The sequence below is a fragment of the Microcystis aeruginosa NIES-843 genome, from assembly GCF_000010625.1.
Classification (GTDB): domain Bacteria; phylum Cyanobacteriota; class Cyanobacteriia; order Cyanobacteriales; family Microcystaceae; genus Microcystis; species Microcystis aeruginosa.
This window is the reverse complement of the sequence record NC_010296.1, coordinates 5382791-5406981: the sequence shown is the minus strand read 5'-3', so window position 1 is coordinate 5406981 and position 24191 is coordinate 5382791. Positions and strand designations below refer to the sequence as shown.

Annotated in this window: 22 protein-coding genes; 14 read left to right on the top strand and 8 right to left on the bottom strand. The window is 39.5% G+C overall.

Annotated features, from left to right (window positions below; translation table 11 throughout):
- Nucleotides 1–80: 80 nt before the first annotated feature.
- The 4 genes from prfC to MAE_RS25620 form a co-directional block, all read right to left on the bottom strand.
- Nucleotides 81–1715, bottom strand: coding sequence for a peptide chain release factor 3 (gene prfC, locus MAE_RS25635; protein WP_012268066.1), 1635 nt, complete (start codon nt 1713–1715; stop codon nt 81–83).
- 98 nt (nt 1716–1813) lie between these two features.
- Complete coding sequence (locus tag MAE_RS25630) at nt 1814–2893, bottom strand: hypothetical protein (protein WP_012268065.1); 1080 nt, start codon at nt 2891–2893, stop codon at nt 1814–1816.
- The gene (yhdJ, locus tag MAE_RS25625; RefSeq protein WP_012268064.1) at nt 2874–3761 is read right to left on the bottom strand and encodes an adenine-specific DNA-methyltransferase; all 888 of its coding nucleotides are present in this window, start codon (nt 3759–3761) and stop codon (nt 2874–2876) included. Before yhdJ ends, MAE_RS25630 begins: the two co-directional genes overlap by 20 nt.
- A gap of 215 nt (nt 3762–3976) precedes the next feature.
- Nucleotides 3977–5371 carry a DNA cytosine methyltransferase gene (locus MAE_RS25620; RefSeq protein ID WP_012268063.1) on the bottom strand — a complete coding sequence of 465 codons (1395 nt, stop codon included), beginning with the start codon at nt 5369–5371 and terminating at the stop codon, nt 3977–3979.
- Nucleotides 5372–6009: 638 nt separating this feature from the next.
- On the opposite strand from MAE_RS25620, the gene sppA reads away from it, so the two are divergent.
- Nucleotides 6010–7824, top strand: coding sequence for a signal peptide peptidase SppA (gene sppA, locus MAE_RS25610; protein ID WP_012268061.1), 1815 nt, complete (start codon nt 6010–6012; stop codon nt 7822–7824).
- Between the two features lie 54 nt (nt 7825–7878).
- A complete protein-coding gene (locus MAE_RS25605) occupies nt 7879–10038 on the top strand; it encodes a ComEC/Rec2 family competence protein (RefSeq protein WP_002796514.1) in 2160 nt (719 codons plus the stop codon).
- Here the strand turns inward: MAE_RS25605 and MAE_RS25600 are convergent.
- Nucleotides 10028–10558, bottom strand: a complete 531-nt coding sequence (locus MAE_RS25600) for a universal stress protein (protein WP_002796513.1) — start codon at nt 10556–10558, stop codon at nt 10028–10030. The two genes, MAE_RS25605 and MAE_RS25600, sit on opposite strands and share 11 nt — an antisense overlap.
- A 517-nt stretch (nt 10559–11075) precedes the next feature.
- Between MAE_RS25600 and MAE_RS27835 the strand changes: the two genes are divergently transcribed.
- From MAE_RS27835 to MAE_RS25585, 3 genes are all read left to right on the top strand, one after another.
- Nucleotides 11076–11744 (top strand): acyl carrier protein, encoded by a 669-nt coding sequence (locus MAE_RS27835; protein WP_012268059.1) that lies wholly within the window; start codon nt 11076–11078, stop codon nt 11742–11744.
- A gap of 85 nt (nt 11745–11829) precedes the next feature.
- Complete coding sequence (locus MAE_RS25590; protein ID WP_002796511.1) at nt 11830–12216, top strand: hypothetical protein; 387 nt, start codon at nt 11830–11832, stop codon at nt 12214–12216.
- A 2-nt stretch (nt 12217–12218) separates the two neighbouring features.
- A complete protein-coding gene (locus MAE_RS25585) occupies nt 12219–13163 on the top strand; it encodes an NAD(P)-dependent alcohol dehydrogenase (protein ID WP_012268057.1) in 945 nt (314 codons plus the stop codon).
- Between the two features lie 235 nt (nt 13164–13398).
- Here MAE_RS25585 and MAE_RS25580 read toward each other — a convergent pair whose 3' ends face one another.
- On the bottom strand, nt 13399–14634 hold the full coding sequence (locus tag MAE_RS25580; RefSeq protein ID WP_002756581.1) for a bifunctional sterol desaturase/short chain dehydrogenase: 1236 nt from the start codon (nt 14632–14634) through the stop codon (nt 13399–13401).
- Nucleotides 14635–14845: 211 nt separating this feature from the next.
- On the opposite strand from MAE_RS25580, the gene MAE_RS25575 reads away from it, so the two are divergent.
- Both MAE_RS25575 and MAE_RS25565 read left to right on the top strand, forming a co-directional pair.
- Nucleotides 14846–16273: a glycosyltransferase gene (locus tag MAE_RS25575; RefSeq protein ID WP_002796508.1), complete on the top strand. Its 1428-nt coding sequence runs from the start codon at nt 14846–14848 to the stop codon at nt 16271–16273.
- A 672-nt stretch (nt 16274–16945) separates the two neighbouring features.
- Nucleotides 16946–17953 (top strand): DUF4351 domain-containing protein, encoded by a 1008-nt coding sequence (locus MAE_RS25565; protein WP_012268055.1) that lies wholly within the window; start codon nt 16946–16948, stop codon nt 17951–17953.
- A 150-nt stretch (nt 17954–18103) separates the two neighbouring features.
- Here MAE_RS25565 and MAE_RS25560 read toward each other — a convergent pair whose 3' ends face one another.
- Nucleotides 18104–18538 (bottom strand): type II toxin-antitoxin system VapC family toxin, encoded by a 435-nt coding sequence (locus tag MAE_RS25560; protein ID WP_012268054.1) that lies wholly within the window; start codon nt 18536–18538, stop codon nt 18104–18106.
- Nucleotides 18529–18741 carry a DUF2281 domain-containing protein gene (locus tag MAE_RS25555; RefSeq protein WP_002738971.1) on the bottom strand — a complete coding sequence of 71 codons (213 nt, stop codon included), beginning with the start codon at nt 18739–18741 and terminating at the stop codon, nt 18529–18531. Before MAE_RS25555 ends, MAE_RS25560 begins: the two co-directional genes overlap by 10 nt.
- 379 nt (nt 18742–19120) lie before the next feature.
- Here MAE_RS25555 and MAE_RS25550 point away from each other — a divergent pair, with 379 nt between their 5' ends.
- From MAE_RS25550 to MAE_RS25520, 7 genes are all read left to right on the top strand, one after another.
- Nucleotides 19121–20116, top strand: coding sequence for a DUF4351 domain-containing protein (locus MAE_RS25550; protein WP_012268052.1), 996 nt, complete (start codon nt 19121–19123; stop codon nt 20114–20116).
- Between the two features lie 195 nt (nt 20117–20311).
- The gene (locus MAE_RS25545) at nt 20312–20548 is read left to right on the top strand and encodes a hypothetical protein (RefSeq protein WP_012268051.1); all 237 of its coding nucleotides are present in this window, start codon (nt 20312–20314) and stop codon (nt 20546–20548) included.
- Between the two features lie 36 nt (nt 20549–20584).
- Nucleotides 20585–21100: a hypothetical protein gene (locus MAE_RS25540; RefSeq protein WP_012268050.1), complete on the top strand. Its 516-nt coding sequence runs from the start codon at nt 20585–20587 to the stop codon at nt 21098–21100.
- A gap of 135 nt (nt 21101–21235) precedes the next feature.
- Nucleotides 21236–21526, top strand: coding sequence for a DUF4347 domain-containing protein (locus MAE_RS25535; protein ID WP_012268049.1), 291 nt, complete (start codon nt 21236–21238; stop codon nt 21524–21526).
- A 54-nt stretch (nt 21527–21580) separates the two neighbouring features.
- The gene (locus tag MAE_RS25530) at nt 21581–22624 is read left to right on the top strand and encodes an Rpn family recombination-promoting nuclease/putative transposase (RefSeq protein ID WP_012268048.1); all 1044 of its coding nucleotides are present in this window, start codon (nt 21581–21583) and stop codon (nt 22622–22624) included.
- A 135-nt stretch (nt 22625–22759) separates the two neighbouring features.
- Nucleotides 22760–23107: a DUF4347 domain-containing protein gene (locus MAE_RS25525; protein WP_002764487.1), complete on the top strand. Its 348-nt coding sequence runs from the start codon at nt 22760–22762 to the stop codon at nt 23105–23107.
- On the top strand, nt 23104–24135 hold the full coding sequence (locus tag MAE_RS25520) for an Rpn family recombination-promoting nuclease/putative transposase (RefSeq protein ID WP_012268047.1): 1032 nt from the start codon (nt 23104–23106) through the stop codon (nt 24133–24135). Before MAE_RS25525 ends, MAE_RS25520 begins: the two co-directional genes overlap by 4 nt.
- Nucleotides 24136–24191 lie beyond the last annotated feature (56 nt).

The following is a 24191-nucleotide window of genomic DNA, read 5'->3' as shown; positions in this document are numbered from 1 at the left end:
CACTTCTACTTTAGTCTAGTTGTCTGGGGGGTCGCTATCTTGTCCTGACCAGTTCGGCAATTGTCTTGGGGGATTAAGGGTTAGGATTGGGGTTGCACTCCCGATCCTACCGGTGCGATCGAGTTTAATTGCAAAGAGGGATGATCTTCTTTGACTTGCTGTAAATTCCACTCATTTTTGAATAATAAGACGGGACGACCCCAGTAATCTTTGACAGTTAGAGTATTAAAGAGTTTACCTGCTTTTTCTAAAGCGGCCCAACCCCCGGCGACCCAACGGGCTAAACTATAGGCTAGGGGTTCGAGGGTAGTTTCGACTCCGTACTCGCTTAAAAGACGGAATTGCACCACTTCAAACTGTAATTGACCGACGGCGGCTAAAATCGGGTCGCGTTTAAATTCATCGATCGAGGATAATATCTGTACGGCCCCTTCTTCCTGTAATTCCGAGACTCCTTTTTGAAACTGTTTGAACTTGGAAGGGTTAGGATTTCTGAGATAGGCGAATAATTCCGGAGAAAAACAGGGAATACCTTCGTATTCGAGCTTTTTACCCATATAAATGGTATCACCGATCGCAAAGACCCCGGGGTTATTCAATCCGATCACATCTCCGGGATAAGCTTCTTCAATAACTGCGCGATCTTGAGCAAAAAGTTTCTGAGGACGGGATAAACGGATAGTTTTACCGGTTCTAGCGTGGTTTACTACCATATCCTTCTCGAATTTCCCCGTACATACCCGCACAAAGGCTACCCGGTCCCGATGTTTGGGATCCATGTTTGCTTGCAGTTTGAAGACAAAACCGGTGAAATCGGGATAGGTGGGATCAAGGACACCGAGGGAGGAATTGCGTCCTCTGGGTGCCAATCCATAGTCGAGGAAGGATTCTAGGAATAATTTCACCCCAAAATTGGTCATGGCGCTACCAAAAAAGATCGGGGTCATTTCTCCTGCGTGAACTGCTGGCAAATCCAATTCTGCACCCAATTCCGAGAGTAGTTCTATATCCTCTTTTAACTGGTAATACAGGTCTTTTTCGAGATAATCCTCAATTTTGGGGTCGCCAAGCTCGATCACGGTTTCCTGCGCCTCCTGAGAGCCGTGGGAGCGACGTTCAAACAGGTGTATGGTCTGGGTGGCTCGATCAAAAACTCCCCGAAAGCGATCGCCAATTCCGATCGGCCAATTGACGGGATAGGTCTGTAATCCTAATTCTCGCTCGATTTCGTCCAATAAATCCAGAGGTTCGCGGCCGGGGCGATCCATTTTGTTAACAAAGGTAAAGATGGGTAACTGCCGCAGTTTGCACACTTCAAAGAGTTTTCTCGTTTGGGGTTCCAAACCTTTGGCCGCGTCGATTAACATCACCGCATTATCGGCAGCGGCCAGGGTACGATAGGTATCTTCGCTAAAATCTTGGTGGCCGGGAGTATCGAGGAGATTAATCTGAAAATCACGATAATCGAACTGTAAAACCGTGGAAGTAATCGAAATTCCCCGTTGTTTTTCCATTTCCATCCAGTCGGAGGTGGCTTTGCGTTGGTCGCGTCTTGCTTTGACTGCACCCGCTTGATGGATTGCACCCCCGTATAGTAACAGTTTTTCGGTCAGGGTGGTCTTTCCCGCGTCAGGGTGGGAGATAATGGCAAAATTTCGCCGTTTTTCCAAGACAGCTTCGCTGGTTTCTAGTTCTTTTTCAATTTCGGTCGTCATTCTAATTTCGATCGCTTTCCTATCTTTCTATTCTAGTTTAGCTGGGGAGTTAGATATCTTTATGGCTCTGATTCTAGGTTAAACTCAATCCGGCTCTGTCAAACCATTTCTGCAATTACCGCTCCTCCTTTACCTTGAGCTAAAACCCGCTCAAAACGGTTGATTAATTCGGGAATATTGATCACTTCCTCTACCGATTCTAGATATCTTTCGACAATTGCCCTGATCTTGTATCTTATCTTAGCTTGCTCCGCAACTTTTTCTAAAATTTCCTCGCAAGTCTGCTCGGTTTTAACCACAAAAGTAATGGGATATTTTTGCACTTTATCAATATCTAAAAAATATTTATCAGCAGCTATCGTTTCCGTAACTTGAAAAAATCGACCTAGGGGTTTCATGACAAAATCTATCCCCCCGTCATTGGCATTTGTTCGACCAGTTTTATATAAAAGTAAGTATTCAGAGTTTAACTGATCAGGCGACCATCCCCAATATATTTTCCGTTCCCCATAATACTCTTTAAGAATTGCATAACTGACAATCTCAAAAACTCTAGCATCAATGTTTGGTCTGAGTAAACTCCGAATAAATTCAATGGCTCTCTGGGGATCTTGCTGTTGAATATCAATCATCTGTTGACAATAGCTGATAAATTGATTAAATGCTTTTTGTCTTGTTTGCACATAGGCATCAATTATATCTATAATTACCAGGGCAATATTAACTTGATTACCCTCTAGAGAAAACTTAATTAAATTCTCATTAATCCAGTATCTATTGGTTTTAACATCTCTAATTATCGGCAGATAAGATAAAGTGGGAAAATACTTGTTAAATTCCTGATTTAATCGATGATTGAGAGCATGATTTTGTAATTTATCGCCAAAAGGAAGCTCCCTTTGCCTGCGAAAAAGTGTCATATACTGAGCGCCTTGATACTCGTCGTATCCATCCTTAAGATGAAACTCATTATTAATATAGTCTTCCACTAAAACATAAATGGCATAATGGTTAGCCAATCCTGCTCGGGATTTAGAACCTCGATTAGCGGCTCTAGTTTTAATGTTCAAATATTGCAATAACTCACTAGCATTTAAAATGCTATTTCCCTGATTGGGAAAGTAATTATCGATAATTTTAATAATTATCTTGGTGAATTCATGCTTGACTATCGACATCGAAAAGACTCTCCTGTACAAAGTTAGATTCTTGTTTATTTTCGCTTTTTCTACTATAGCTTTTTTGAGGTGGTAGTAACTTTTCTTCCTTGTATTCTTGCCATCCGAGAATCCGTCGAAGACCAATTTTTAAATACTCCTCTTGCGATTCTATACTAATAGAAATTCTTCCCAAACGTTTAGCTACAGCTGCAGCTGTAAAAGTTCCTGCAAAGGGATCAAGCACAATTCCACTCTTGTCAGTGCTGGCCAAAATAATTCTTTCTAGCAATGATTCAGGTTTTTGTGAGGGATGATTTTCGTATTCATCCATGCGATATCTTACCCTAGGGAAATACCAGACATTGCCCGGTACTTTCTCTGTATTGTATTGACTCGGAATCGCTTTTCTATAATCAATTAGTTTTCGTTTTGCTCCGGTTTTTGCTTCTATCTTAATATCCTTTGAATTAAAAGTGTAATTATTTTTATCTTTCACACAGTGAAGTATTGGTTCATACATCGAACCAAAGTATTTTGTTGCTTGTACTCCTGAACTATCATAATGCCAGATAATGCGACTAAGAATCGTCATTTTTTGTCTTAAGTAAAGATCAAAGTAAGGCATTGCTTGAGTGCTGGCCATAACATATAATGTTCCCTGGGGTTTCAAGATGCGAAGACACTGATCAAGAATTTGATTTGCCCAATTTATATAATCATTTTCCGATTCCCATTTGTCGTAAAAATCGGCAAAGTGCTTACCTATATTATAGGGAGGATCGAGAAAAATTAGATCTACAGAATTAGAGGCAATCTCACTGGATAAAATCGGCAAAGAATCACCATGAAATATAACTTGCTCATCAGCTTCGTATCGTTTAAACATGATCATTTTTTCAATTTAAAGTAGTTAGATTTTTACTAGGAAATGTCTCAATTTTTAACCTCCTTAGCAATTAGGATAATTGACAGACTTTCTCATAAAGATGAAGTATAACTTAATTTGGTATTGATGACTGACTTCTGACGAGGGAGTCCCCACAACGAAAACTTGGATTTTTAAGCCTTTAAATATTTTAATATGAGTCAGTATCCCGCAGTCTAATAATCGGGACGAATTATTTCTAGTAAATTTCTTGCTACTGCTTGCACTACAGTTATAGGAACAGAATTTCCGAATTGTTTTTTAGCGATAGCTGACTGTGGATGATAGATAAAATTATCGGGGAATCCTTGTAATTTACGCGCATCTTGGGGAGTAATTTCTCGAAACTTTTTGGGTTTATAGATTTTCTTTAAAAACAATTGTTTGTATTCTTGGGGATGAGTAGCGGTAATTGAAATAGTAGCAATATAATCTTTAGCACCCGTAGCGGTTAGGGTAGGAATAATATCGGCCGTCGGTAAAATGATCCGATAAATGCCGTTAATTCCCGTCATATTTTTCGAGTTAATAAATTCATACTTACCCTCCTGCGTTTGCCAACAAATCCCCAGAGAAACTAACTGATTTAGTTCCTCGATTTTTAGGTCGGGTATAATTTCCAAAAAAGTAGAAAAAGCCACGGGATGACCATCTTTTTCGCCATACTTTTTACTGCGTCTTAATTTCAGCAAAGCTAAACAGATACTTTTTTGTCGTTCCGTAGTTTTGATAATATCCCAAGAATGAATAGTTGTGTGGCCATTTCTTAAATCAGAAAAAATAAAAAAGTCATTTAATTCATCTTCTTTTTGAAAACGAGTTCTTGATGGAGGAACAAAACCATTAAATAAAGTATCCGCAGATAACTTGACTTTCTTAACCGGTTGAATATTCTTGATGTCTTCTAAAATATCCAAAACCTTCGGATGGATACCCAAAGGTAAAGGAAATTTAAACCGCTCATAGTTGTCTATATCTTTTCTAATTCCTACGATAAAAACTCTCTCGCGATTCTGGGGTAAACCAAAATCGTAGGCATTTAATAACTGCCAGTAAACTTGATAACCACAGCCGGTTAATTCATCGATAATTAACTCTAAATTCTCCCGATTGCGAGGACTAGCTAAACCACTGACATTCTCGAAAATAAAGCTTTTCGGTTGACTTTTCTGGACTAATTTAATCACATCAAACCAGAGTTTTCCCCGGGGATCCTCAAATCCCCGTAAACATCCCGCCACCGACCAAGGTTGACAGGGAACGCCGCCGACAATAAAATCGAGATTATCGGGTAAATTGCTAATTTTACTCACATCTCCGAAAGCAATTTCATTGCTGTTGAGATAGCTAATAAAATTTTGTTGATAAACTTGGATGGCCTGTTTATCGATTTCTGAATAGCCTAAACAACGTCCTCCCAATTTCTCCAAAGCGATTCTAAAACCACCGATTCCCGCGAATAAATCGATAAAACGATACTGGGGATGGGTGATAACTAGATGTAGGGGTAATTGGGTTTGTGTGCTGACTTTAACTGTGGTTTTCAAGGGTAAATAATTCCTTTTCACCATCTGGGAAGATGTGTGTCTGTATTAATTATTTTAGTATAACTTAAGAGTTTTTTTTCGGTATTTTCAGCCGATAGAGGCACGACAATAATAGACCTCTAACCCACATTCCGCACTTCCAATTGTAGTAAGCTGTACTGAATTTAAACTGCGGATTGAAAATTTTAGTACAAATGCTCAAACTTCCTCTCCCTGCTCCTTCTCCCTTGCAGTCTTAACGAGCAATTTAGATAGTCAACAGCTTATGACTGGTAGCATATAAAATGAAAATAGCTTAAGTATTTATACTTATGCTCTTGGAGTAGAAAAAGTGAGAAACTAAAAAAGTTCTCAAAAAATATTCAAGTCAAGAAAAATGTCAAAGATAGAAGTAAAAAATCTAGACCACTTTTGTTCTAGAGCGAAAACAATTGACAAAAATAGCCGAATGTCTTTCTCTATAAGGGTTTCATCCCTCGAACCAATTTTTGCTTCCAAGCCAGCTAAACAAGATTTCTTTGACCGAATTTGGTTCTCTCGCATCCGTGTCTTAACCTGTCGGTGATTCAGCAAGATGTGTCAGGCAGTCAGATAAAAAACTTGTTTCTGGGCGGGGAATCCCTACAATAGGAAACAGGATAATTAGTAGTAGATGAAAACCGATGGGTCAGTTTTTTAAACAAACTTTCGCTAGTTGCTTGGGAACTTTATTGGGATTATTGGTATTTTCGTCCCTAGGTGTGGGGGGATTAGCATTTCTACTGCTTTCTTTCCTGATTTCTAGCGATAGCTCCTCAGTTAAGGAAAAATCAGTCTTAGTCTTTAACTTAGCCACCAATATCAGCGATGCTCCCCCTAGTTCAAGTTTAGCCGATAGTTTGACCAGTGAGAGTCGGACCACTTTAAATTTACGACAGGTGATAGCGGCGATCGAAAAGGCCGCCCTTGATGATAGTATTGTCGGTCTGTTACTCTACGGTCGCGGCACTGTCGGTGAATATGGCTATGCTACCCTGACGGAAGTGCGGCAAGCTTTGGCAAAATTTCGCCAATCGGGTAAAAAAATTATCGCCTACGATGTGGAATGGACGGAAAAGGAATATTATCTCGCTTCCGTTGCTGAAAAGGTGATTATTAATCCCGTGGGGAGAATGGAAATTAATGGTTTAAGTAGTCAACAAACCTTTTTTGCCGATGCACTAGAAAAGTATGGTGTGGGGGTACAAGTGGTAAAAGTGGGTTCTTTTAAAGGTGCGGTGGAACCCTATACGCGTCAGGATTTAAGTGTCCAGAATCGTCAGCAGCTGCAAACCCTACTCGATACAATTTGGTCTAATTATAGTGCCACAGTGGCCAAAAGTCGCAATTTAACCCCCCAACAGGTGCAAACTATTTCTGATACTCAAGGTATTCTGGAAGCAACCACGGCGAAAAAGGCGGGTTTTGTCGATGAAGTGGCCTATTTAGATCGAGTAATTGCTTTAGCAAAGGATTTGACAGGAGAAGCAAAAAATAAAACTAATCAGGAGGAAACCTCTGGCTCCTTTTCGCAAATTTCTTTAGCTAATTATGCTAGTTCTCTCGATGATGAGGGGGGAGATAGTAGCGATCAAATAGCGATAGTTTATGCAGAAGGGACAATCGTAGAAGGTCAGGGAGATAGAGGCGAAATCGGTGGGGATAAATTGGCGAAGGAATTGCGAAAATTACAAGGGAAGGAGGAGGTAAAAGCGGTAGTTTTGAGAATTAATAGTCCGGGGGGAAGTGCCACCGCTTCCGAGGTGATTCTGCGGGAAATTAAGCGTTTAGATGCGAAAAAACCGGTAATTATTTCTCTGGGTGATGTGGCTGCTTCTGGGGGTTATTGGATTGCGATGGGGGGTCAAAGAATTTTTGCCGATAATGATACAATTACTGGTTCGATCGGTGTGTTTGGATTATTGTTAAATATCCAGAAGATTGCTAATAATAATGGCATCGATTGGGATACTGTGAAAACTGGACAATTAGCCGATATATCTACTATTACCAGACCGAAAAATCCCCAAGAATTAGAAATTTATCAAGCGGCAGTTAATCGGTTCTATGATTTATTTATCGAGACGGTGGCCAAGGGGCGAAAATTATCCCCAGACAAGGTTAGAACTGTGGCCCAAGGTCGCGTCTGGACGGGAAAAGATGCGGTTAAAATTGGTTTAGTTGATCAAATCGGTGGCCTAGAAGCGGCAGTACAATACGCGGCCAAAACAGCTAAATTAGGAGATGATTGGAGTCTTAAAGAATATCCTCGATCGCAAAGTTGGCAAGAAGAACTTCTCTCTAATTTATTGCAAACCTATCTTCCTCCTCTCACTAAAAATAATCACCCTTTGACGCAGGAATGGCAAAATTTTCAGCAGGAATTATTGAAGTTACCTACATTTAATGATCCCCATAGTGTTTATGCTAAGTTACTTTTTAATCTCGATTTTCGCTGATACTTAGGTAAAAATAATGCCCGCTAATTCTGAAATTATTTAACAAAAATTTCTATGAATCGCCCTAATAGCGTTATTCTCGGTTTAGCCTATATTTTGGGATTGTTATCTACAGGTCTGGTAGATTTTAGTCCCCAGTTAAACCGATGGCAAGAAGTGGTAATTAGAATTGTTATTCTTAGTCTAATTACCCTACTAACCACGATTTTTATCCGTCGTTTTTGGTGGCAAAGTCCCCCTAGAAAAATTTGGCTGATGGGGGGATTAATAGCTATATTTGCCGTTGTTTATCTAGAAATTCGTACTCCTTACCCCGCTGGGAATGATATCAGTCATCTTTTAAAAAATAATGTGGTTAACTCTATTGAAATCACGGGCAGTATTATATCAGAAATTCGTCTCAATCGCCGAGAAAATTTACAATTTTGGTTAGAAGTAAAAGAATTTAGCCTCAAGAATTTACCGACAGAAAAATCCACGGGTAAACTCTACGTTACTCTACCAAATATAGCAGAAAATCAGGTTTATCCCGGACAAGAAATAACAATTAAAGGATTACTTTATCGTCCCCGTCCTGCGAATAATCCCAATGCTTTTGACTTTGCTAATTATCTAGCGCGTCAGGGTGCTTTTGCAGGTTTAAAAGGGGAAATAATTATCGATAAAAAATCACCTACTTGGGGAATTTGGCAGATTCGTCAGCGCATTGTTGAGGCACAAATTCAGGGAATAGGCCAAGAAAAAGGGACTTTATTAAGTTCGATTACCCTCGGACGACAAGCGGTTAATTTGCCAGCAAAAATAACTGATTTATTTATTAAAACTGGATTAGCTCACATTTTAGCAGCTTCTGGCTTTCATGTGGCTATTTTGTTAGGATTTGTTTTAACTATTACTCGCAATTTATCCCCCAAAAAACAGTTTATTATTGCCCTTACTATCTTAATAATTTACGGCACTTTAACCGGGTTACAACCTTCAGTCCTGCGAGCGATTTTGATGGGAATTGGGGCATTAATCGGTCTGCTTTATAATCGACAAGTTAATAGTTTAGGATCCCTGTTACTAGCGGCTACAATTCTATTATTATGGCAACCTCTCTGGATTTGGGATTTAGGATTTCAGTTAAGTTTTTTAGCAACTTTGGGATTAATTATTACCGTTCCTTTGCTGAAAAATAAAATTGACTATTTCCCTAATTTAATCGCTGAACCTATAGCTATTAGTCTGGCTGCTACTCTCTGGACTATGCCTTTATTAATGTTTACGTTTAACTCGATCGCTCTTTATAATATCCCCATTAATATTATCACAACTCCCCTAGTTACCCTAATTAGTTTAGGAGGAGTTTTTACTGCCTTTTTAGGCTTAATTTATCCCCCTTTGGGCAGTATCAGTGCTAGTATTCTCTATTACCCTCTAGAGTTATTACTGCAAATTACCACCTTTTTTAGTCTGCTTCCTTTTAGTACCTACTCCACAGGTAAATTATCTTTAGGAGTGATGTTAATTATTTATATTTGCCTTACCTTAATCTGCTTTAATATCTGGTTTCGTCAACGGTGGCATTTAATCGGTTTATTTATCCTCACTTTAATTTTAATACCGATTATTTATCAGCATTTAACTTTAACTCAGGTGACAGTTTTAGCCACCAAATCGCAACCGGTAATCATTATTCAAAATCGAGGAAATACTCTCTTAATTAATGGGGAGGAACCCGCAACAGCACGTTATACAGTTTTGCCCTTTTTGCGACAGGAGGGAATTAATCAAATACAAAGAGCAATAACCGTCAATAATTCGGCGCAATTCTCAACTATCAGTCAGAGCATACCGATCAAAAAAACTATTACTTTATCCCAGTTAGAAAAATTTAATCTCGGCGAAATTACTGGACAATTGATCGAGAAAAATTTATTTAAATTTCAGGTAAAAAATCAATCCTGGCTCTGGATTATCAACCCGAAAATTCCCGTTAATTTATCCCAAGAATTCAGCCCCCTAGTGTTATTATGGCAGGGAAGCAATCTAGATAAACAATGGTTAGAGTCAATTCGACCACAAACAGCAATCGCTGTCACCACCAATCTCTCCCGTAATGCCAGAAATCAACTGAGAAAGGCTAGGATTAAGACTTACTGGACCGGGAGAGATGGAGCGATTCAATGGACAGCAAAAAATGGATTTCAACCCTTTCTAATTAATGAGTGATGTGTACCACCAAAACCGAACAGGGAGCATGATGTACCACATAATTACTGACACTACCTAAGATTAACTCAGATAAACCCGATCGACCGTGACGACCAACAATAATTAAATCTATCCCCTCTTGCTGGGCAACTTGACAAATTTTCTGTCCCGGATCACCGATATAATAATCAGCCCGGGCTATGATATTATCCTCCTTAGCTCGATCGACTAAACCGTTTAACCAAGCTTGTAATTCCGCTTGCATTTCTTCGGTGATTTGTTGTTCTAAGGCGATCATATCGGGGGGATAACCGCCACCATAACCGATCAGATTACCATAAATAAAAGTTTCCGTGTAGGGAGTCAAAGGTTTAGACAGACTATAAATAATCCGCAACTCACTAGCGTAGGTTTTCGCTAAGAGAATAGCCGTATTCAATACCTCTGGAGTGACATCTTGATAATCCACAGCCACGAGAATTTTATTATAGAGTTTGTTGGTATCCCGATCGACTGAGAGTGTTTCCGTATTATTCATCGAATTAACCTCCTCGATAGCAGATAAAGTCAGGGTTGAAGTTAATCTTTTTTCCCACCGGCTGCCAGCAATACCCTGGGGAAATAGCCAAAAATTGCTGAAAGCTGATGACTGATAGTTGACGCTCCTCTACCTCTAGTGTGACATTTTTCGGATAATGTAGCTGAATTAGCAAAAAAATTAACAATTTGGGGAGACTCCGAGACGATACCCTAGGGTTGATTCAAGGTAGGGTTGATTCAAGGTAGGGTTGATTCATGAATCAACCCTACCCAAACCCCGGAGCGCATTAGCTTTTCGGTGGGATGCTTAAAGACAGATGCTGATACATTTGTAATCATCTAAGAGTCACTGATAATTGCTGATTGTCGGTATTTCTGCAAATGTGAGATGCACCCCTAGATTTTTTAGAAAAGTATTTATCTTAAGATACAATATGGTTGAGATTTTTTGCAGCAGAGGATCTAGTCGAATGAATGAAGACAGCAAAAATTATGAGATGTAAATTCTGGCAATGATGATCAATCAGTATTTGGATGATATGGTATCTCTGAGTGAAGAAAAATTAAACCAGCTAGAAGCAAACCGCGATCAGATTGTTTGGGATTTAGCCACAAGAATTTACAAGGAAAGTGGTCATAAAGTAGAACTTCATATAATAGGAAACTTAATTAATTCTAGAATTGAAGTTATGAGATATCAGTTATTTTTCAGTCAATCCAGTCTATTAGAATCAAGGATAATCAATGAAGAGAAAGCTATTAAAATAGCATCACAAAAAGCTAATGCTGTTATTAACGATAAAAACAATGATGATACCGAGAAAATAACGTCACAAGACAATGAACGAAAACTGGCAATTTTTATCAAAGTTCAAGAGATAATTAGTGATCAATTAGATGTGGAAAAGTCTGAGATACATATTGATGATGAACTATTTTATTTAAAATCTAAGGAAAACGTCGGTAGTTATAGTTCTTATAGTTCTTATAGTTCTTGTAGTTCTTTTGTCCGGAATAGTTGGTCTGACTTATTATCAAATTGGGGAGGAGATGAACTTGATACAATTGAATTAATCATGACTTTAGAAGAAGAATTTGATCTAGAACTTTCAGACGAAAAATGCCAAGAATTTACAACAGTGAAAAAGCTAGTTGATTATCTGGCTGAAAATTTAGGCAAGTAACAATATTAATTTTTACGAAAATATCTCAAGTTATCAGCCAAATATAGCTATAATCCAATTAGAGCGAGTTCTAAACCAACAACTTATGATTAGTCGCTACATTGTCGCATGGCTCCCGATGATCGTAATAGGAATTAGTAACGGTATCCTCCGAGAAACCACCTACGGAAAATATCTCGATGAACTACGCGCTCATCAAATTTCTACCCTGACAGGAATCCTCTTTTTTAGTCTTTATATTGGCACTCTTGTCTATTTTTTGGGTCTAGAATCCTCCGGTCAAGCAATTACTATCGGTTTAATTTGGTTAGTATTAACAGTGGGTTTTGAGTTTCTGTTCGGCCATTTTATCGCCGGTCACTCTTGGTCAAGATTAGGGCAAGATTATAATCTTTTAGCGGGACGAGTTTGGATTTTGGTTCTCTTGGTCATTACTTTTGCTCCTCTACTATTTTATCAACTTTTTTCTTAATTATGAAAGCTATTATCATTAATCGCTATGGCGATAGTAATGTTCTCCAATACACCGAAATAGAAAAGCCAATTCCCCAAGGGAAAGAAGTCTTAATTAAGATTATGGCAGCGGGAATTAATCCGATTGATTGGAAGATTCGTCGGGGGATGCTCAAAATAGCCACAGGTAATAAATTTCCCCTGCAATTAGGTTTTGATTATGGGGGAATTATCGTTGAAAAAGGCAGTCAGGTGGAACAATTCCAGATCGGAGATGAGGTTTTTGGTTTTCTCAATCAATTACCCGGTAGAACCTATGCTGAATATGCAATTATTCCCGCTTCCCTATTAGTTAAAAAACCGCATAATCAGAGTTTTATTGAAGCTGCCGCCACTCCTTTAGCCGCTTCTACCGCTTTGCAAGTCTTGCGGGATTTTGGCGGTATTCAAGCAGGAAATCGGATTTTAGTTAATGGTGCATCGGGAGGAGTGGGTAGCTTTGCCGTGCAGATAGGAAAAATTTTCTCCGCGCAAGTAGATGGAGTTTGTAGTAGTAAAAATATCGATTATGTCACCTCTTTAGGAGCCGATAAAGTTATCGATTATACCCAAGAAGATTGGAGAAAAACCGAGCAGAAATATGATATAATCTTCGATGCTGTGGCTAAGTCTTCTTTTTGGCACTGTCGTCAGCTTTTAAAACCCCAAGGGACCTATATAACCACCCTCCCAAATCCCGGAATTATCTTCCTAAATTATCTCGGTGCTTGGTTGCCCCAAAAAGGGAAACTGATATTTTTTGCTCAAGCACAAGCGTCTGACTGGCAATTTCTCAAAGAAGCGATCGAATCGGGAAAATTAACTGTTAGAATCGATCGCACCTATACTTTTTCCCAGGTGGTAGAAGCTCATAATTATAGTGAATCGGAAAGAGTGCGCGGAAAAATAGTCCTGATCCCCGATTAAGGATAAATAGTTAGGGTTTGCTGAATAAATCTGAAAACCTTGTTGGGTAACACTTTTAGACCTTTTGTCAATCAAAAAGTACCAGATATGGGAGTGATCGGGGGGAAAATCCCTGGACTTTTTCCCTGAAAATTAGGTAATTAACCCCCTGAAAATGGGTAAAACCCTACACCCCACACCCCACACCCCACACCCTGTCCCCACCAACAAACTTTTTGCTGCAAACCCTAAATAGTTAGGGATTTTCCCGATTTTTTGGGGAACGAGTAAATAGTTTTAAGTAAGTAGAAACAGAGAATTCCTTAATTGGGAAGGTGATAAAAGTCAAGGGATTAATAGTAATAATAATATTGCGGCTATCCCTCTGTACCGCCTTGATAATCTGTTTAGCCACCCAATCGGCGGACATAATACCCAGAGGATTTAAATTACTCTTAAAAGGGCCAAGAATTAGCTTTCTTACCACACAGGGGGCATCTAAACGACGCAGGGTAATCATATCACCGATCGCTCGTTTACTGAGTTCGTAGAGGGGACTAAAGGCAGGATTAACCTCTGCTTCCGAGGTATTCACCCAGACTTCCTTGCGGGCAATTTGCTCGTTAGTGCGGACAGTTTTGAAGAATAATTCCATTAAACGCCAGACGGAAAAAGTATTCACTTGGTAGGCTAATTCGATCGCTTCTGGGGTTCTTTGGCCGTGGACATTAACGCCATGATTTAAAATCAGTATATCTACAGACCTAAATAAGTCCTCAAGTTGCGTTTCTTCACCGATTTGCCATTTCACGGTTTTTACAGGTACTGATTCGCCGTTAATTTCAATAGCGATCGCATTCTCCCTGGAAGTGAGCGCGATTACCTTAGCTCCTTTCAGTTGTAGGTACTTTAACAGCGATCGCCCTAAGGTTCCATTCGCTCCGGTAATGGCGATCGTTTTACCCTTAAGAGAAAGTGCCGTCCCCATCAATTTATCCATAAAGGTGAAAGTTCCACAATAATAAGCCTTTTGGTTATCAAAATGGTGTCGCCAGTGGTAGGTACGATTAACGCGCCATTGAGCCGGTAAACTCTCAAATTGCCCCGGACGATGGGTTAAATCGGTTAATTCCTCCAGATTGGCGATGCCTAAACCTCGACCGATCGCCGTACTGAGAAAAGTCAAAGTATAAAGGGAACCTAACCAACCCAACCAAGGGCGATCGAACCCCCAAGAGTAGGCCAGTAGTACAGGTAAAACACTGGCAGCCAACATCACCAAGGCCTCTGGTACATCATTGTACCAGTGCGCCCGACGATAAATTTCCTCGCTCATTACCGACAGATCGGGACGAAAAACCCGATGATGCCAGACGTGCAGACGATAAAGGGGCTGCCAATGGTGGGCCAGAGCATGATAGCTATCACGCACGATCTCCACCCAAATAATTGAGCCACAAATCAGTCCGACACAGAGGAGCAGGTTTGACATAGGGGATAAATGTTAAATTTTCTCAACGAATGTAAACAGAGCAATCTTAGCCGAAAAAGCGCATTTATCGGGCAAAAAAAACCAATAGCCTGAAAAACTAGGGTTTCTTTCCCGAAAAAACTTAAGATTCTGTTAAAAATTTTAACAATTTTCGGTAAAATAAAGCAAGAAACAAGCGTCTACTGGAACAGTTACTTAACCTGAGTCGATTATGGCAGAAAATTATTGGTCGCGAGAGGATGATAACGAAGAATTAGACCCGATTGGTTCCCTCCTATCTGACTGGTCCGATCCCGAAGACGAAGAGGACGAATTTAGGAGCGAAATTTTTCAAGGCCGATCGGGACGCAGACAGAAAGCGGCTTTTAGCCTCATGGCGATCTGGACAATAATTATCGGACTTCATTGGCTTAGTTGGGGTTATTGGGCAATTATCGCCTTAACTATGGTACTATCGGGACAAGCTTTGCGGCTGCTGTTCACGAAACCAGAAACGCCGCCAATTCCCTTACTGGATAAGGATTTAGCCTCTGTACCTAGGGTGTCCCTCTTAGTAGCGGCCAAAAATGAAGAAACCGTAATCACGAAACTGGTTAATTATCTCTGTCATCTAGACTACCCCCAAGATAAATTAGAAGTTTGGATCGTCGATGACTATAGCACCGATAACACGGGGGCGATTCTCGATCGCCTGGCTCTAGAATATCCCCAATTACAAATTCTCCATCGTCCTGCTAATGCCGGAGGTGGCAAATCCGGCGCCTTGAATCAGGTTTTATCCCTGACTAACGGGGAAATTATCGGCGTATTCGATGCCGATGCGGGATTATCCGCCGATTTACTGCGTCATGTCGTCCCGATGTTCGACGATCGAGAAGTGGGTGCGGTACAGGTGCGAAAAGCGATCGCCAATGCCGCCGAAAACTTCTGGACAAAAGGACAAGCGGTAGAAATGATCTTTGATAGCTGTTTCCAACAGCAACGGATCGCGGTGGGAGGGATCGGAGAATTGCGCGGAAATGGTCAATTTGTCCGTCGTAGTGCCTTAAATCGTTGCGGGGGTTGGAATGAACAAACGATCACCGACGATCTTGATTTAACTATTCGTCTCCATATCGATAATTGGAAAATTAATATCTTAAATTTTCCCGCAGTAGCGGAAGAAGGGGTGACAACTGCGATCGCTTTATGGCATCAGCGCAATCGTTGGGCCGAAGGTGGTTTTCAGCGTTATCTCGACTATTGGAAAGCAATTTTAAAGTCTCCCATGCCTTGGCCGAAAAAGTTTGATTTAATTGCTTTTTTGATCGTTCAATATATCTTACCTGCGGCCGCTATTCCCGATCTTTTAATCACTATTACTCGTCATCAAGCTCCGATTTTAACGCCTTTAACTGGTTTGGCTCTTTCCCTTTCTCTCTGGGGGATGGTGACAGGATTAATCCGAGTTAATACGGGTAAAAAATTCACTTTCGCTCTCGGTTTGGACATCCTTGCTCAAACCATTCGTGGCATGATTTATATGATGCACTGGTTTATTATTATTCCCAGTGTCAGCCTGCGGATGGCTTTGCGTCCTAAACGTTTAAAATGGGTGAAAACCGTTCATCTGGGGGAACATCTCAGGGCCGAAGTTTAATTTTCGAGGATAGACTCCAAAAACTTTAGCCTTATCAGGCTCGAAATCCCCTGTCAGTAAAGGTTACAGCCTTTGGAAACCCCTTTCGGAAAAATTTCCAATTTCCTTAATTATGCTTGCTGCCAATAATGTGTTAATTTAGATACAGAATTGAATTCCGTGACAGCACTGGGGTGGCGAAAAGCGCTCGCTCCAGTTTTTTTTGTGATCGGTTAGCGGAATGTCTGCGCTTGTTAATCACTTTAAGGTTAAATCTAGCGAAAATGTAATTAATTTCTGATCGAGAAAACGGGTTTCTTCAAGAAACCCGTTTTCTGTGGGGTTTTTTGCGGGAAGCATCCCCCTCTCCTCGTAAGTTAAGGGGGTAAGGTCATAACAATCCGTTGCCAAAACCGACTTCTCAGAATATAATAGAGCTTGCTGAATAAATCTAAAAACCTTGTTGGGTAAGACTTTTAGACTTTTGGGAAATCAAAAAGTACTGGCTATCGGAGTGATCGGGGGTAAAATTCAGGTACTTTTTCCCTGAAAATTAGGTAATTGACCACCTGAAAATGGGTAAAACCCTACACCCTACACCCCACACCCTGCCCCCACGAGAAACTTTTTCAGCAAACCCTATAATAGAGAAGAGTAGTCATTCATCGCTCAGATTAGTTAAGATGACATTACATGACTAATAATATTGACCATGATCGCTTATTTAAGGAGTTAATCTCCACCTTTTTTGTCGAATTTATCGAGTTGTTTTTCCCTCAATTGATAGATTATTTAGATAGGGACTCGATTACTTTTTTAGACAAAGAAGTATTTACCGATGTCACGGAAGGAGAAAGGTATGAAAGTGATTTAGTCGCACAGGTTAAGTTTCGAGGAAAAGAATCTTTTTTTCTGATTCATGTAGAGGCGCAGGAAAGTTCCCGAAAGTGGTTTAACCGGCGAATGTTTACTTATTTTGCTCGCTTTCATGAGAAATTTGTCTTACCGATTTATCCGATTGTAATTTTTTCTTATTCAAAGCCAAAAAGAGAAGCAATTAGTCAATATGTAGTCGATTTTCCTGATTTAAAAGTCTTAGAATTTAACTATCAAGTAGTGCAGTTAAATCGATTAAATTGGCGAGATTTTCTCAATCAGCCGAATCCGGTTGCTTCAGCTTTGATGGCGAAGATGAACATTGCCGAGAAAGAGCGAGCAAAAGTTAAGGCCGAATGTCTGCGCTTGTTAATTACTTTAAGGTTAGATGCGGCGAGAATGCAATTAATTTCTGGATTTATTGATACTTATCTCAATCTAAATCCGGTCGAAGAGATACAATTTCAACAAGAGATTAGCACATTTAGTCAACCCGTACAGGAGGGAGTTATGCAAATTACTACCAGTTGGATGCGTCAAGGTATTGAACTAGGTATTGAACAAGGTATCGAACGGGGTATTGAACAAGGTATTGAACAAGGTATTGAACAAGGTATTGAACAAGGTATCGAACAAGGTATTGAACGGGAAAAGACATTGATTCTTCGTCAAATTAAACGCAAGTTAGGGGAGATTAATCCTTCATTGGAAACTAAAATTATGCAGTTAAGTATTGATGATGTCGAAGTATTAGGAGAAGCTTTATTCGATTTTTCTACGGTTGAAGATTTAATCAATTGGTTAAATACTTTAATTACCCTGTAAAATTGTCATTTTCAGGTATGAATTTCAGTTAACAGTTAACAGTTATCAGTGTATTTCCCCATCTCCTCGCAGGAGTCGCAATTCCCCCTCTCCTACGAGGAGATGGGGTTAGGGGGAGAGGTAAAATCATTCATTTCCAGAACTGATTCGCTACATTTCATCTACTAGCAATACATTTTGATGAGTTAACTGTTTCCATTGCCTATCATTAGTGATAATGTAGGTTGCTGAATATGCGATCGCTGTTCCCAGTTGAATCGCATCGGGTGTTTTGAGAGTGTATTGGGTAGGAAGAGCGATCGCCTCCTTAGCAATAGATAAATCGATTGGTAACAGAGTAATTTGGCTCGAACGGGTGAAATATGTCCGGTATTGTTCTACCAACTCCTGATTACCTATCCTTGCTGGATGGGTAACAATTTCGATAAAAGTGATCATCGAAGTGATAACCTTAACCTGATAAATGGAGACATCATAAAATAACTTTTCCATATAAGGAAAAAAGATGGGATGTTGCTCGAAAAAGTCAATAAAAGGAGCCGTATCTAAAAATACAATATTTCCCGGTTGTAAAACTATTCCCATGATGATCGCTCCTGCTGAATATAAGCATCTACATCAATTGATTGCCACATTTCTTGCCCCAATCCCGCCGCATCGCGGAAATCTAATGGCTTATCTTCTAACTCTGGTTTAGCTTGCAAAAACTTTGCAAAATCCAAAATTTTATTCGCTCGATCTTCAGGCATTGATTTCACGATTTTGTAAATTTCGTCGGCTACACTCATAAGTAAATTCTCTCTTGTCTATTATGGACATTTTACCAGAGCAATTTCATCGGGTAGTGAACATTACGAGAAACCCGTTTTCTTGTAATAAATGTTAATTTTTGTGATAGCACCCTTGAAAAATTGGGGATTGTTGGGCTAAAACTGTTAGCAATAAACTTTTGCAGTTATAGTCATGACTTCTTCTCTTTTGCCGATTTTTCCTGCTGTTTACGATAGTTTGTTCGATTTTGCTCAATCTGATGGTTTTTGGGCGAATTTGGCAATCGCTGTAGGTTAAGGGGGTGAGGTCATAACAATCCGTTGCCAAAACCGACTTTTCAGAATACAACAGAGAAGAGTAGTCATTCATCGCTCAGATTAGTTAAGATGACATTACATGACTAATAATATTGACCATTATCGCTTATTTAAGGAGTTAATCTCCACCTTTTTTGTCGAATTTATCGAGTTGTTTTTCCCTCAATTGATAGATTATTTAGATAGGGAATCGATTACTTTTTTAGACAAAGAAGTATTTACAGATGTCACGGAAGGAGAAAGGTATGAAAGTGATTTAGTCGCACAGGTTAAGTTTCGAGGAAAAGAATCTTTTTTTCTGATTCATGTAGAGGCGCAGGAAAGTTCCCGAAAGTGGTTTAACCGGCGAATGTTTACTTATTTTGCTCGCTTTCATGAGAAATTTGTCTTACCGATTTATCCGATTGTAATTTTTTCTTATTCAAAGCCAAAAAGAGAAGCGATTAGTCAATATGTAGTCGATTTTCCTGATTTAAAAGTCTTAGAATTTAACTATCAAGTAGTGCAGTTAAATCGATTAAATTGGCGAGATTTTCTCAATCAGCCGAATCCGGTTGCTTCAGCTTTGATGGCGAAGATGAACATTGCCGAGAAAGAGCGAGCAAAAGTTAAGGCCGAATGTCTGCGCTTGTTAATTACTTTAAGGTTAAATCCTGCGAAAATGGAATTAATTTCTGGATTTATTGATACTTATCTCAATCTAAATCCGGTCGAAGAGATACAATTTCAACAAGAGATTAGCACATTTAGTCAACCCGTACAGGAGGGAGTTATGCAAATTACTACCAGTTGGATGCGTCAAGGTATTGAACTAGGTATTGAACAAGGTATCGAACGGGGTATTGAACAAGGTATTGAACAAGGTATTGAACAAGGTATCGAACAAGGTATCGAACGCGAAAAGACATTGATTCTTCGTCAAATTAAACGCAAGTTAGGGGAGATTAATCCTTCATTGGAAACTAAAATTATGCAGTTAAGTATTGATGATGTCGAAGTATTAGGAGAAGCTTTATTCGATTTTTCTACGGTTGAAGATTTAATCAATTGGTTAAATACTTTAATTACCCTGTAAAATTGTCATTTTCAGGGGGGAATTAACAGATAAGCTTCAGTCTCAACACCATTATCGAGAAAACGGGTTTCTTTAAGAAACCCGTTTTCTGGACTTCAAGTGAGTTTTGATTGAAAGAGAAGGGTTAACGCGGGAAGCATCCCCCTTGTACTGACATCTCGGATGAGATTATACAATAGAGTTACAACCTAAAACATGACATCACAAACCGCCAATTATGATGAACCCTGGAAAGAAGCATTAAGCGAGTATTTTGAAGCGTTTTTATGCTTCTTCTTTCCTGAAGTTCACCAACTAATTGATTGGACAAAAATTCCCGAATCCCTAGAAAAAGAACTTAAACGGATTACCGCTTCAGCAAAGACAAAAAAACGTTTCGCTGACAAACTCTATTCAGTTATCAGTTATCAGTTATCAGTTATCAGTGACTAATTGGAAGCAAGCAGCAATCCTTTTGCTATAATAGTCATGGCACACCTGAAAACAAAAGCGACTACTGGGAAGCTGCCACAACGGGAACAGTGGAAGTGGAAGTTAATCAGGGGATTATATGAAAAGGAGTTCGAGAGGGAACAGATAATTAAACTGTTTGAAATCATCGACAATATGATGACTTTATCCCCTGAATTGCAGTCAAGCTTAGAGAGTAAAATCAAACAATTTGAGGAGGAAAGAACCATGCCTTTAGTAAGTAATATGGAGTTACGAGGAAGGAAAATTGGTGAGGAAATTGGGGAGTTACGAGGAATAGAACGCGGTAAAGAAATAGGTAAGGAAATTGGTAAAGAAATTGGCGCGTTACAAAAAAGCCGCGATGCCATAAAAACAGTTTTAACTGTGCGGTTTGGACAGATTTCTTCAGAAATTGAAGAGATAATCGGCAAAATGACTAACCCTACTATCTTAGAAGAGCTACTAAAATTAGCAGCTACCGCTAATTCTCTCGCAGAATTTAAGCAGTCTTTGGCAAAAATCAATATCTAGAAAACGGGTTTCTTAGAAAACGGGTTTCTTAAAGAAACCCGTTTTCTGTATAATGTTAATTTTTGTTATATCCCCCTTGAAAAATTGGCGATTGTTTGCATAAAATAGTCGCATTAATCCTTTGCAGTTAACGTCATGACTTCTATCCTGTTGCCGAGCTTTCCTGCTGTTGACGATGTTTTGTTCAATTTTGCTCAATCTGATGGCTTGAGTCAAGCTAATCGGGTGGATAGTGTGAGAAATCAGCGTTTAACCGCTACCGTAGTTTTCCTCGATGCTGGTGTTAGCGATTATCAAAGTCTCCAAGCTGGAGTAATTCCAGAAGTCGCCACCGTTATTCTCACTCCCAATCAAGACGGAATCGAACAAATATCCGCTTTTTTACCACAAAATCCCCAGATTACCACCATTCACCTCTATTATTAAATCGGTGCGTTACGCTATCGCGTTTCACAGCCTACGAGTAAGCAAACAACTCAAATGAACCCAACAACCGCCAATTATGATGAACCCTGGAAAGAAGCATTAAGCGAGTATTTTGAAGCGTTTTTATACTTCTTTTTTCCTGAAGTTCACCAATTAATTGATTGGACAAAAATTCCCGAATCCCTAGAAAAAGAACTCAAACGGATTACCGCTTCAGCAAAGACCAAAAAACGTTTCGCTGACAAACTCTATAAAGTTTGGTTACTCAGGGGTGAAGAAGTCTGGATTTTGATTCATATTGAAATTCAAAGTCAATACGAAGAAAATTTTCCTCAGAGGATGTATATTTATAACTATCGGGCCTTTGATTTGTATCAGAAACCGGTTATCAGTCTCGCTATATTAGGAGATGAACGAGTAAATTGGCGACCAGATTCCTATAATTATACTATCGCCGGTTGTGAAGTCAGCCTCAAATTCCCAACGGTTAAATTACTGGACTATGAGGAAAGCTGGTCAGAACTAGAAGCAAGTAGCAATCCCTTTGCTATAATAGTCATGGCACACCTGAAAACAAAAGCGACTACTGGGAAGCTGCCACAACGGGAACAGTGGAAGTGGAAGTTAATCAGGGGATTATATGAAAAGGAGTTCGAGAGGGAACAGATAATTAAACTGTTTGAAATCATCGACAATATGATGACTTTATCCCCTGAATTGCAGTCAAGTTTAGAGAGTAAAATCAAACAATTTGAGGAGGAAAGAACGATGCCTTTAATGAGTAATATGGAGTTACGAGGAATAGAACGCGGTAAGGAAATCGGTAAGGAAATTGGCAAGGAAATTGGGGAGTTACGAGGGATAGAACGCGGTAAAGAAATAGGTAAGGAAATTGGTAAAGAAATTGGCGCGTTACAAAAAAGCCGCGATGCCATAAAAACAGTTTTAACTGTGCGGTTTGGACAGATTTCTTCAGAAATTGAAGAGATAATCGGCAAAATGACTAACCCTACTATCTTAGAAGAGCTACTAAAATTAGCAGCTACCGCTAATTCTCTCGCAGAATTTAAGCAGTCTTTGGCTAAAATCAATATCTAGAAAACGGGTTTCTTAGAAAACGGGTTTCTTAAAGAAACCCGTTTTCTGTATAATGTTAATTTTTGTTATATCCCCCTTGAAAAATTGGCGATTGTTTGCATAAAATAGTCGCATTAATCCTTTGCAGTTAACGTCATGACTTCTACCCTGTTGCCGAGCTTTCCTGCTGTTGACGATGTTTTGTTCAATTTTGCTCAATCTGATGGCTTGAGTCAAGCTAATCGGGTGGATAGTGTGAGAAATCAGCGTTTAACCGCTACCGTAGTTTTCCTCGATGCTGGTGTTAGCGATTATCAAAGTCTCCAAGCTGGAGTAATTCCAGAAGTCGCCACGGTTATTCTCTCTCCCAATCAAGACGGAATCGAACAAATATCCGCTTTTTTACCACAAAATCCCCAGATTACCACCACCACCTCTATTATTAAATCGGTGCGTTACGCTATCGCGCTTCACAGCCTACGAGTAAGCAAACAACTCAAATGAACCCAACAACCGCCAATTATGATGAACCCTGGAAAGAAGCATTAAGCGAGTATTTTGAAGCGTTTTTATGCTTCTTCTTTCCTGAAGTTCACCAACTAATTGATTGGACAAAAATTCCCGAATCCCTAGAAAAAGAACTTAAACGGATTACCGCTTCAGCAAAGACAAAAAAACGTTTCGCTGACAAACTCTATAAAGTTTGGTTACTCAGGGGTGAAGAAGTCTGGATTTTGATTCATATTGAAATTCAAAGTCAATACGAAGAAAATTTCCCTCAGAGGATGTATATTTATAACTATCGGGCCTTTGATTTGTATCAGAAACCAGTTATCAGTCTCGCTATATTAGGAGATGAACGAGTAAATTGGCGACCAGATTCCTATAATTATACTATCGCTGGTTGTGAAGTCAGCCTCAAATTCCCAACGGTTAAATTACTGGACTATGAGGAAAGATGGTCAGAACTAGAAGCAAGTAGCAATCCCTTTGCTATAATAGTCATGGCACACCTGAAAACAAAAGCAACTACTGGGAAGCTGCCACAACGGGAACAGTGGAAGTGGAAGTTAATCAGGGGATTATATGAAAAGGAGTTCGAGAGAGAACAGATAATTAAACTGTTTGAAATCATCGACAATATGATGACTTTATCCCCTGAATTGCAGTCAAGTTTAGAGAGTAAAATCAAACAATTTGAGGAGGAAAGAACGATGCCTTTAATGAGTAATATGGAGTTACGAGGAATAGAACGCGGTAAGGAAATCGGTAAGGAAATTGGCAAGGAAATTGGGGAGTTACGAGGGATAGAACGCGGTAAAGAAATAGGCAAGGAAATCGGAGCGTTAGAAAATGCTCGTGATTTTGTCAAAACAGTTTTGCAAGCTCGCTTAGGTGAAGTTCCTTTAGATGTGGAACAATACCTGAATAAAGTTTCGGTACTATCTACATTACAAGGGATTGTTAAATTAGCAGCTACCGCTAATTCTCTCGCAGAATTTAAGCAGTCTTTGGCTAAAATCAATATCTAGAAAACGGGTTTCTTAGAAAACGGGTTTCTTAAAGAAACCCGTTTTCTGTATAATGT

Bases quoted from the DNA above. Each gene is read 5' to 3' on its own strand.
- prfC (WP_012268066.1), bottom strand. From the start codon at position 1,715: ATGACGACCGAAATTGAAAAAGAACTAGAAACCAGCGAAGCTGTCTTG.
- MAE_RS25630 (WP_012268065.1), bottom strand. From the start codon at position 2,893: ATGTCGATAGTCAAGCATGAATTCACCAAGATAATTATTAAAATTATC.
- yhdJ (WP_012268064.1), bottom strand. From the start codon at position 3,761: ATGTTTAAACGATACGAAGCTGATGAGCAAGTTATATTTCATGGTGAT.
- MAE_RS25620 (WP_012268063.1), bottom strand. From the start codon at position 5,371: ATGGTGAAAAGGAATTATTTACCCTTGAAAACCACAGTTAAAGTCAGC.
- sppA (WP_012268061.1), top strand. From the start codon at position 6,010: ATGGGTCAGTTTTTTAAACAAACTTTCGCTAGTTGCTTGGGAACTTTA.
- MAE_RS25605 (WP_002796514.1), top strand. From the start codon at position 7,879: ATGAATCGCCCTAATAGCGTTATTCTCGGTTTAGCCTATATTTTGGGA.
- MAE_RS25600 (WP_002796513.1), bottom strand. From the start codon at position 10,558: ATGAATAATACGGAAACACTCTCAGTCGATCGGGATACCAACAAACTC.
- MAE_RS27835 (WP_012268059.1), top strand. From the start codon at position 11,076: ATGATCAATCAGTATTTGGATGATATGGTATCTCTGAGTGAAGAAAAA.
- MAE_RS25590 (WP_002796511.1), top strand. From the start codon at position 11,830: ATGATTAGTCGCTACATTGTCGCATGGCTCCCGATGATCGTAATAGGA.
- MAE_RS25585 (WP_012268057.1), top strand. From the start codon at position 12,219: ATGAAAGCTATTATCATTAATCGCTATGGCGATAGTAATGTTCTCCAA.
- MAE_RS25580 (WP_002756581.1), bottom strand. From the start codon at position 14,634: ATGTCAAACCTGCTCCTCTGTGTCGGACTGATTTGTGGCTCAATTATT.
- MAE_RS25575 (WP_002796508.1), top strand. From the start codon at position 14,846: ATGGCAGAAAATTATTGGTCGCGAGAGGATGATAACGAAGAATTAGAC.
- MAE_RS25565 (WP_012268055.1), top strand. From the start codon at position 16,946: ATGACTAATAATATTGACCATGATCGCTTATTTAAGGAGTTAATCTCC.
- MAE_RS25560 (WP_012268054.1), bottom strand. From the start codon at position 18,538: ATGGGAATAGTTTTACAACCGGGAAATATTGTATTTTTAGATACGGCT.
- MAE_RS25555 (WP_002738971.1), bottom strand. From the start codon at position 18,741: ATGAGTGTAGCCGACGAAATTTACAAAATCGTGAAATCAATGCCTGAA.
- MAE_RS25550 (WP_012268052.1), top strand. From the start codon at position 19,121: ATGACTAATAATATTGACCATTATCGCTTATTTAAGGAGTTAATCTCC.
- MAE_RS25545 (WP_012268051.1), top strand. From the start codon at position 20,312: ATGACATCACAAACCGCCAATTATGATGAACCCTGGAAAGAAGCATTA.
- MAE_RS25540 (WP_012268050.1), top strand. From the start codon at position 20,585: ATGGCACACCTGAAAACAAAAGCGACTACTGGGAAGCTGCCACAACGG.
- MAE_RS25535 (WP_012268049.1), top strand. From the start codon at position 21,236: ATGACTTCTATCCTGTTGCCGAGCTTTCCTGCTGTTGACGATGTTTTG.
- MAE_RS25530 (WP_012268048.1), top strand. From the start codon at position 21,581: ATGAACCCAACAACCGCCAATTATGATGAACCCTGGAAAGAAGCATTA.
- MAE_RS25525 (WP_002764487.1), top strand. From the start codon at position 22,760: ATGACTTCTACCCTGTTGCCGAGCTTTCCTGCTGTTGACGATGTTTTG.
- MAE_RS25520 (WP_012268047.1), top strand. From the start codon at position 23,104: ATGAACCCAACAACCGCCAATTATGATGAACCCTGGAAAGAAGCATTA.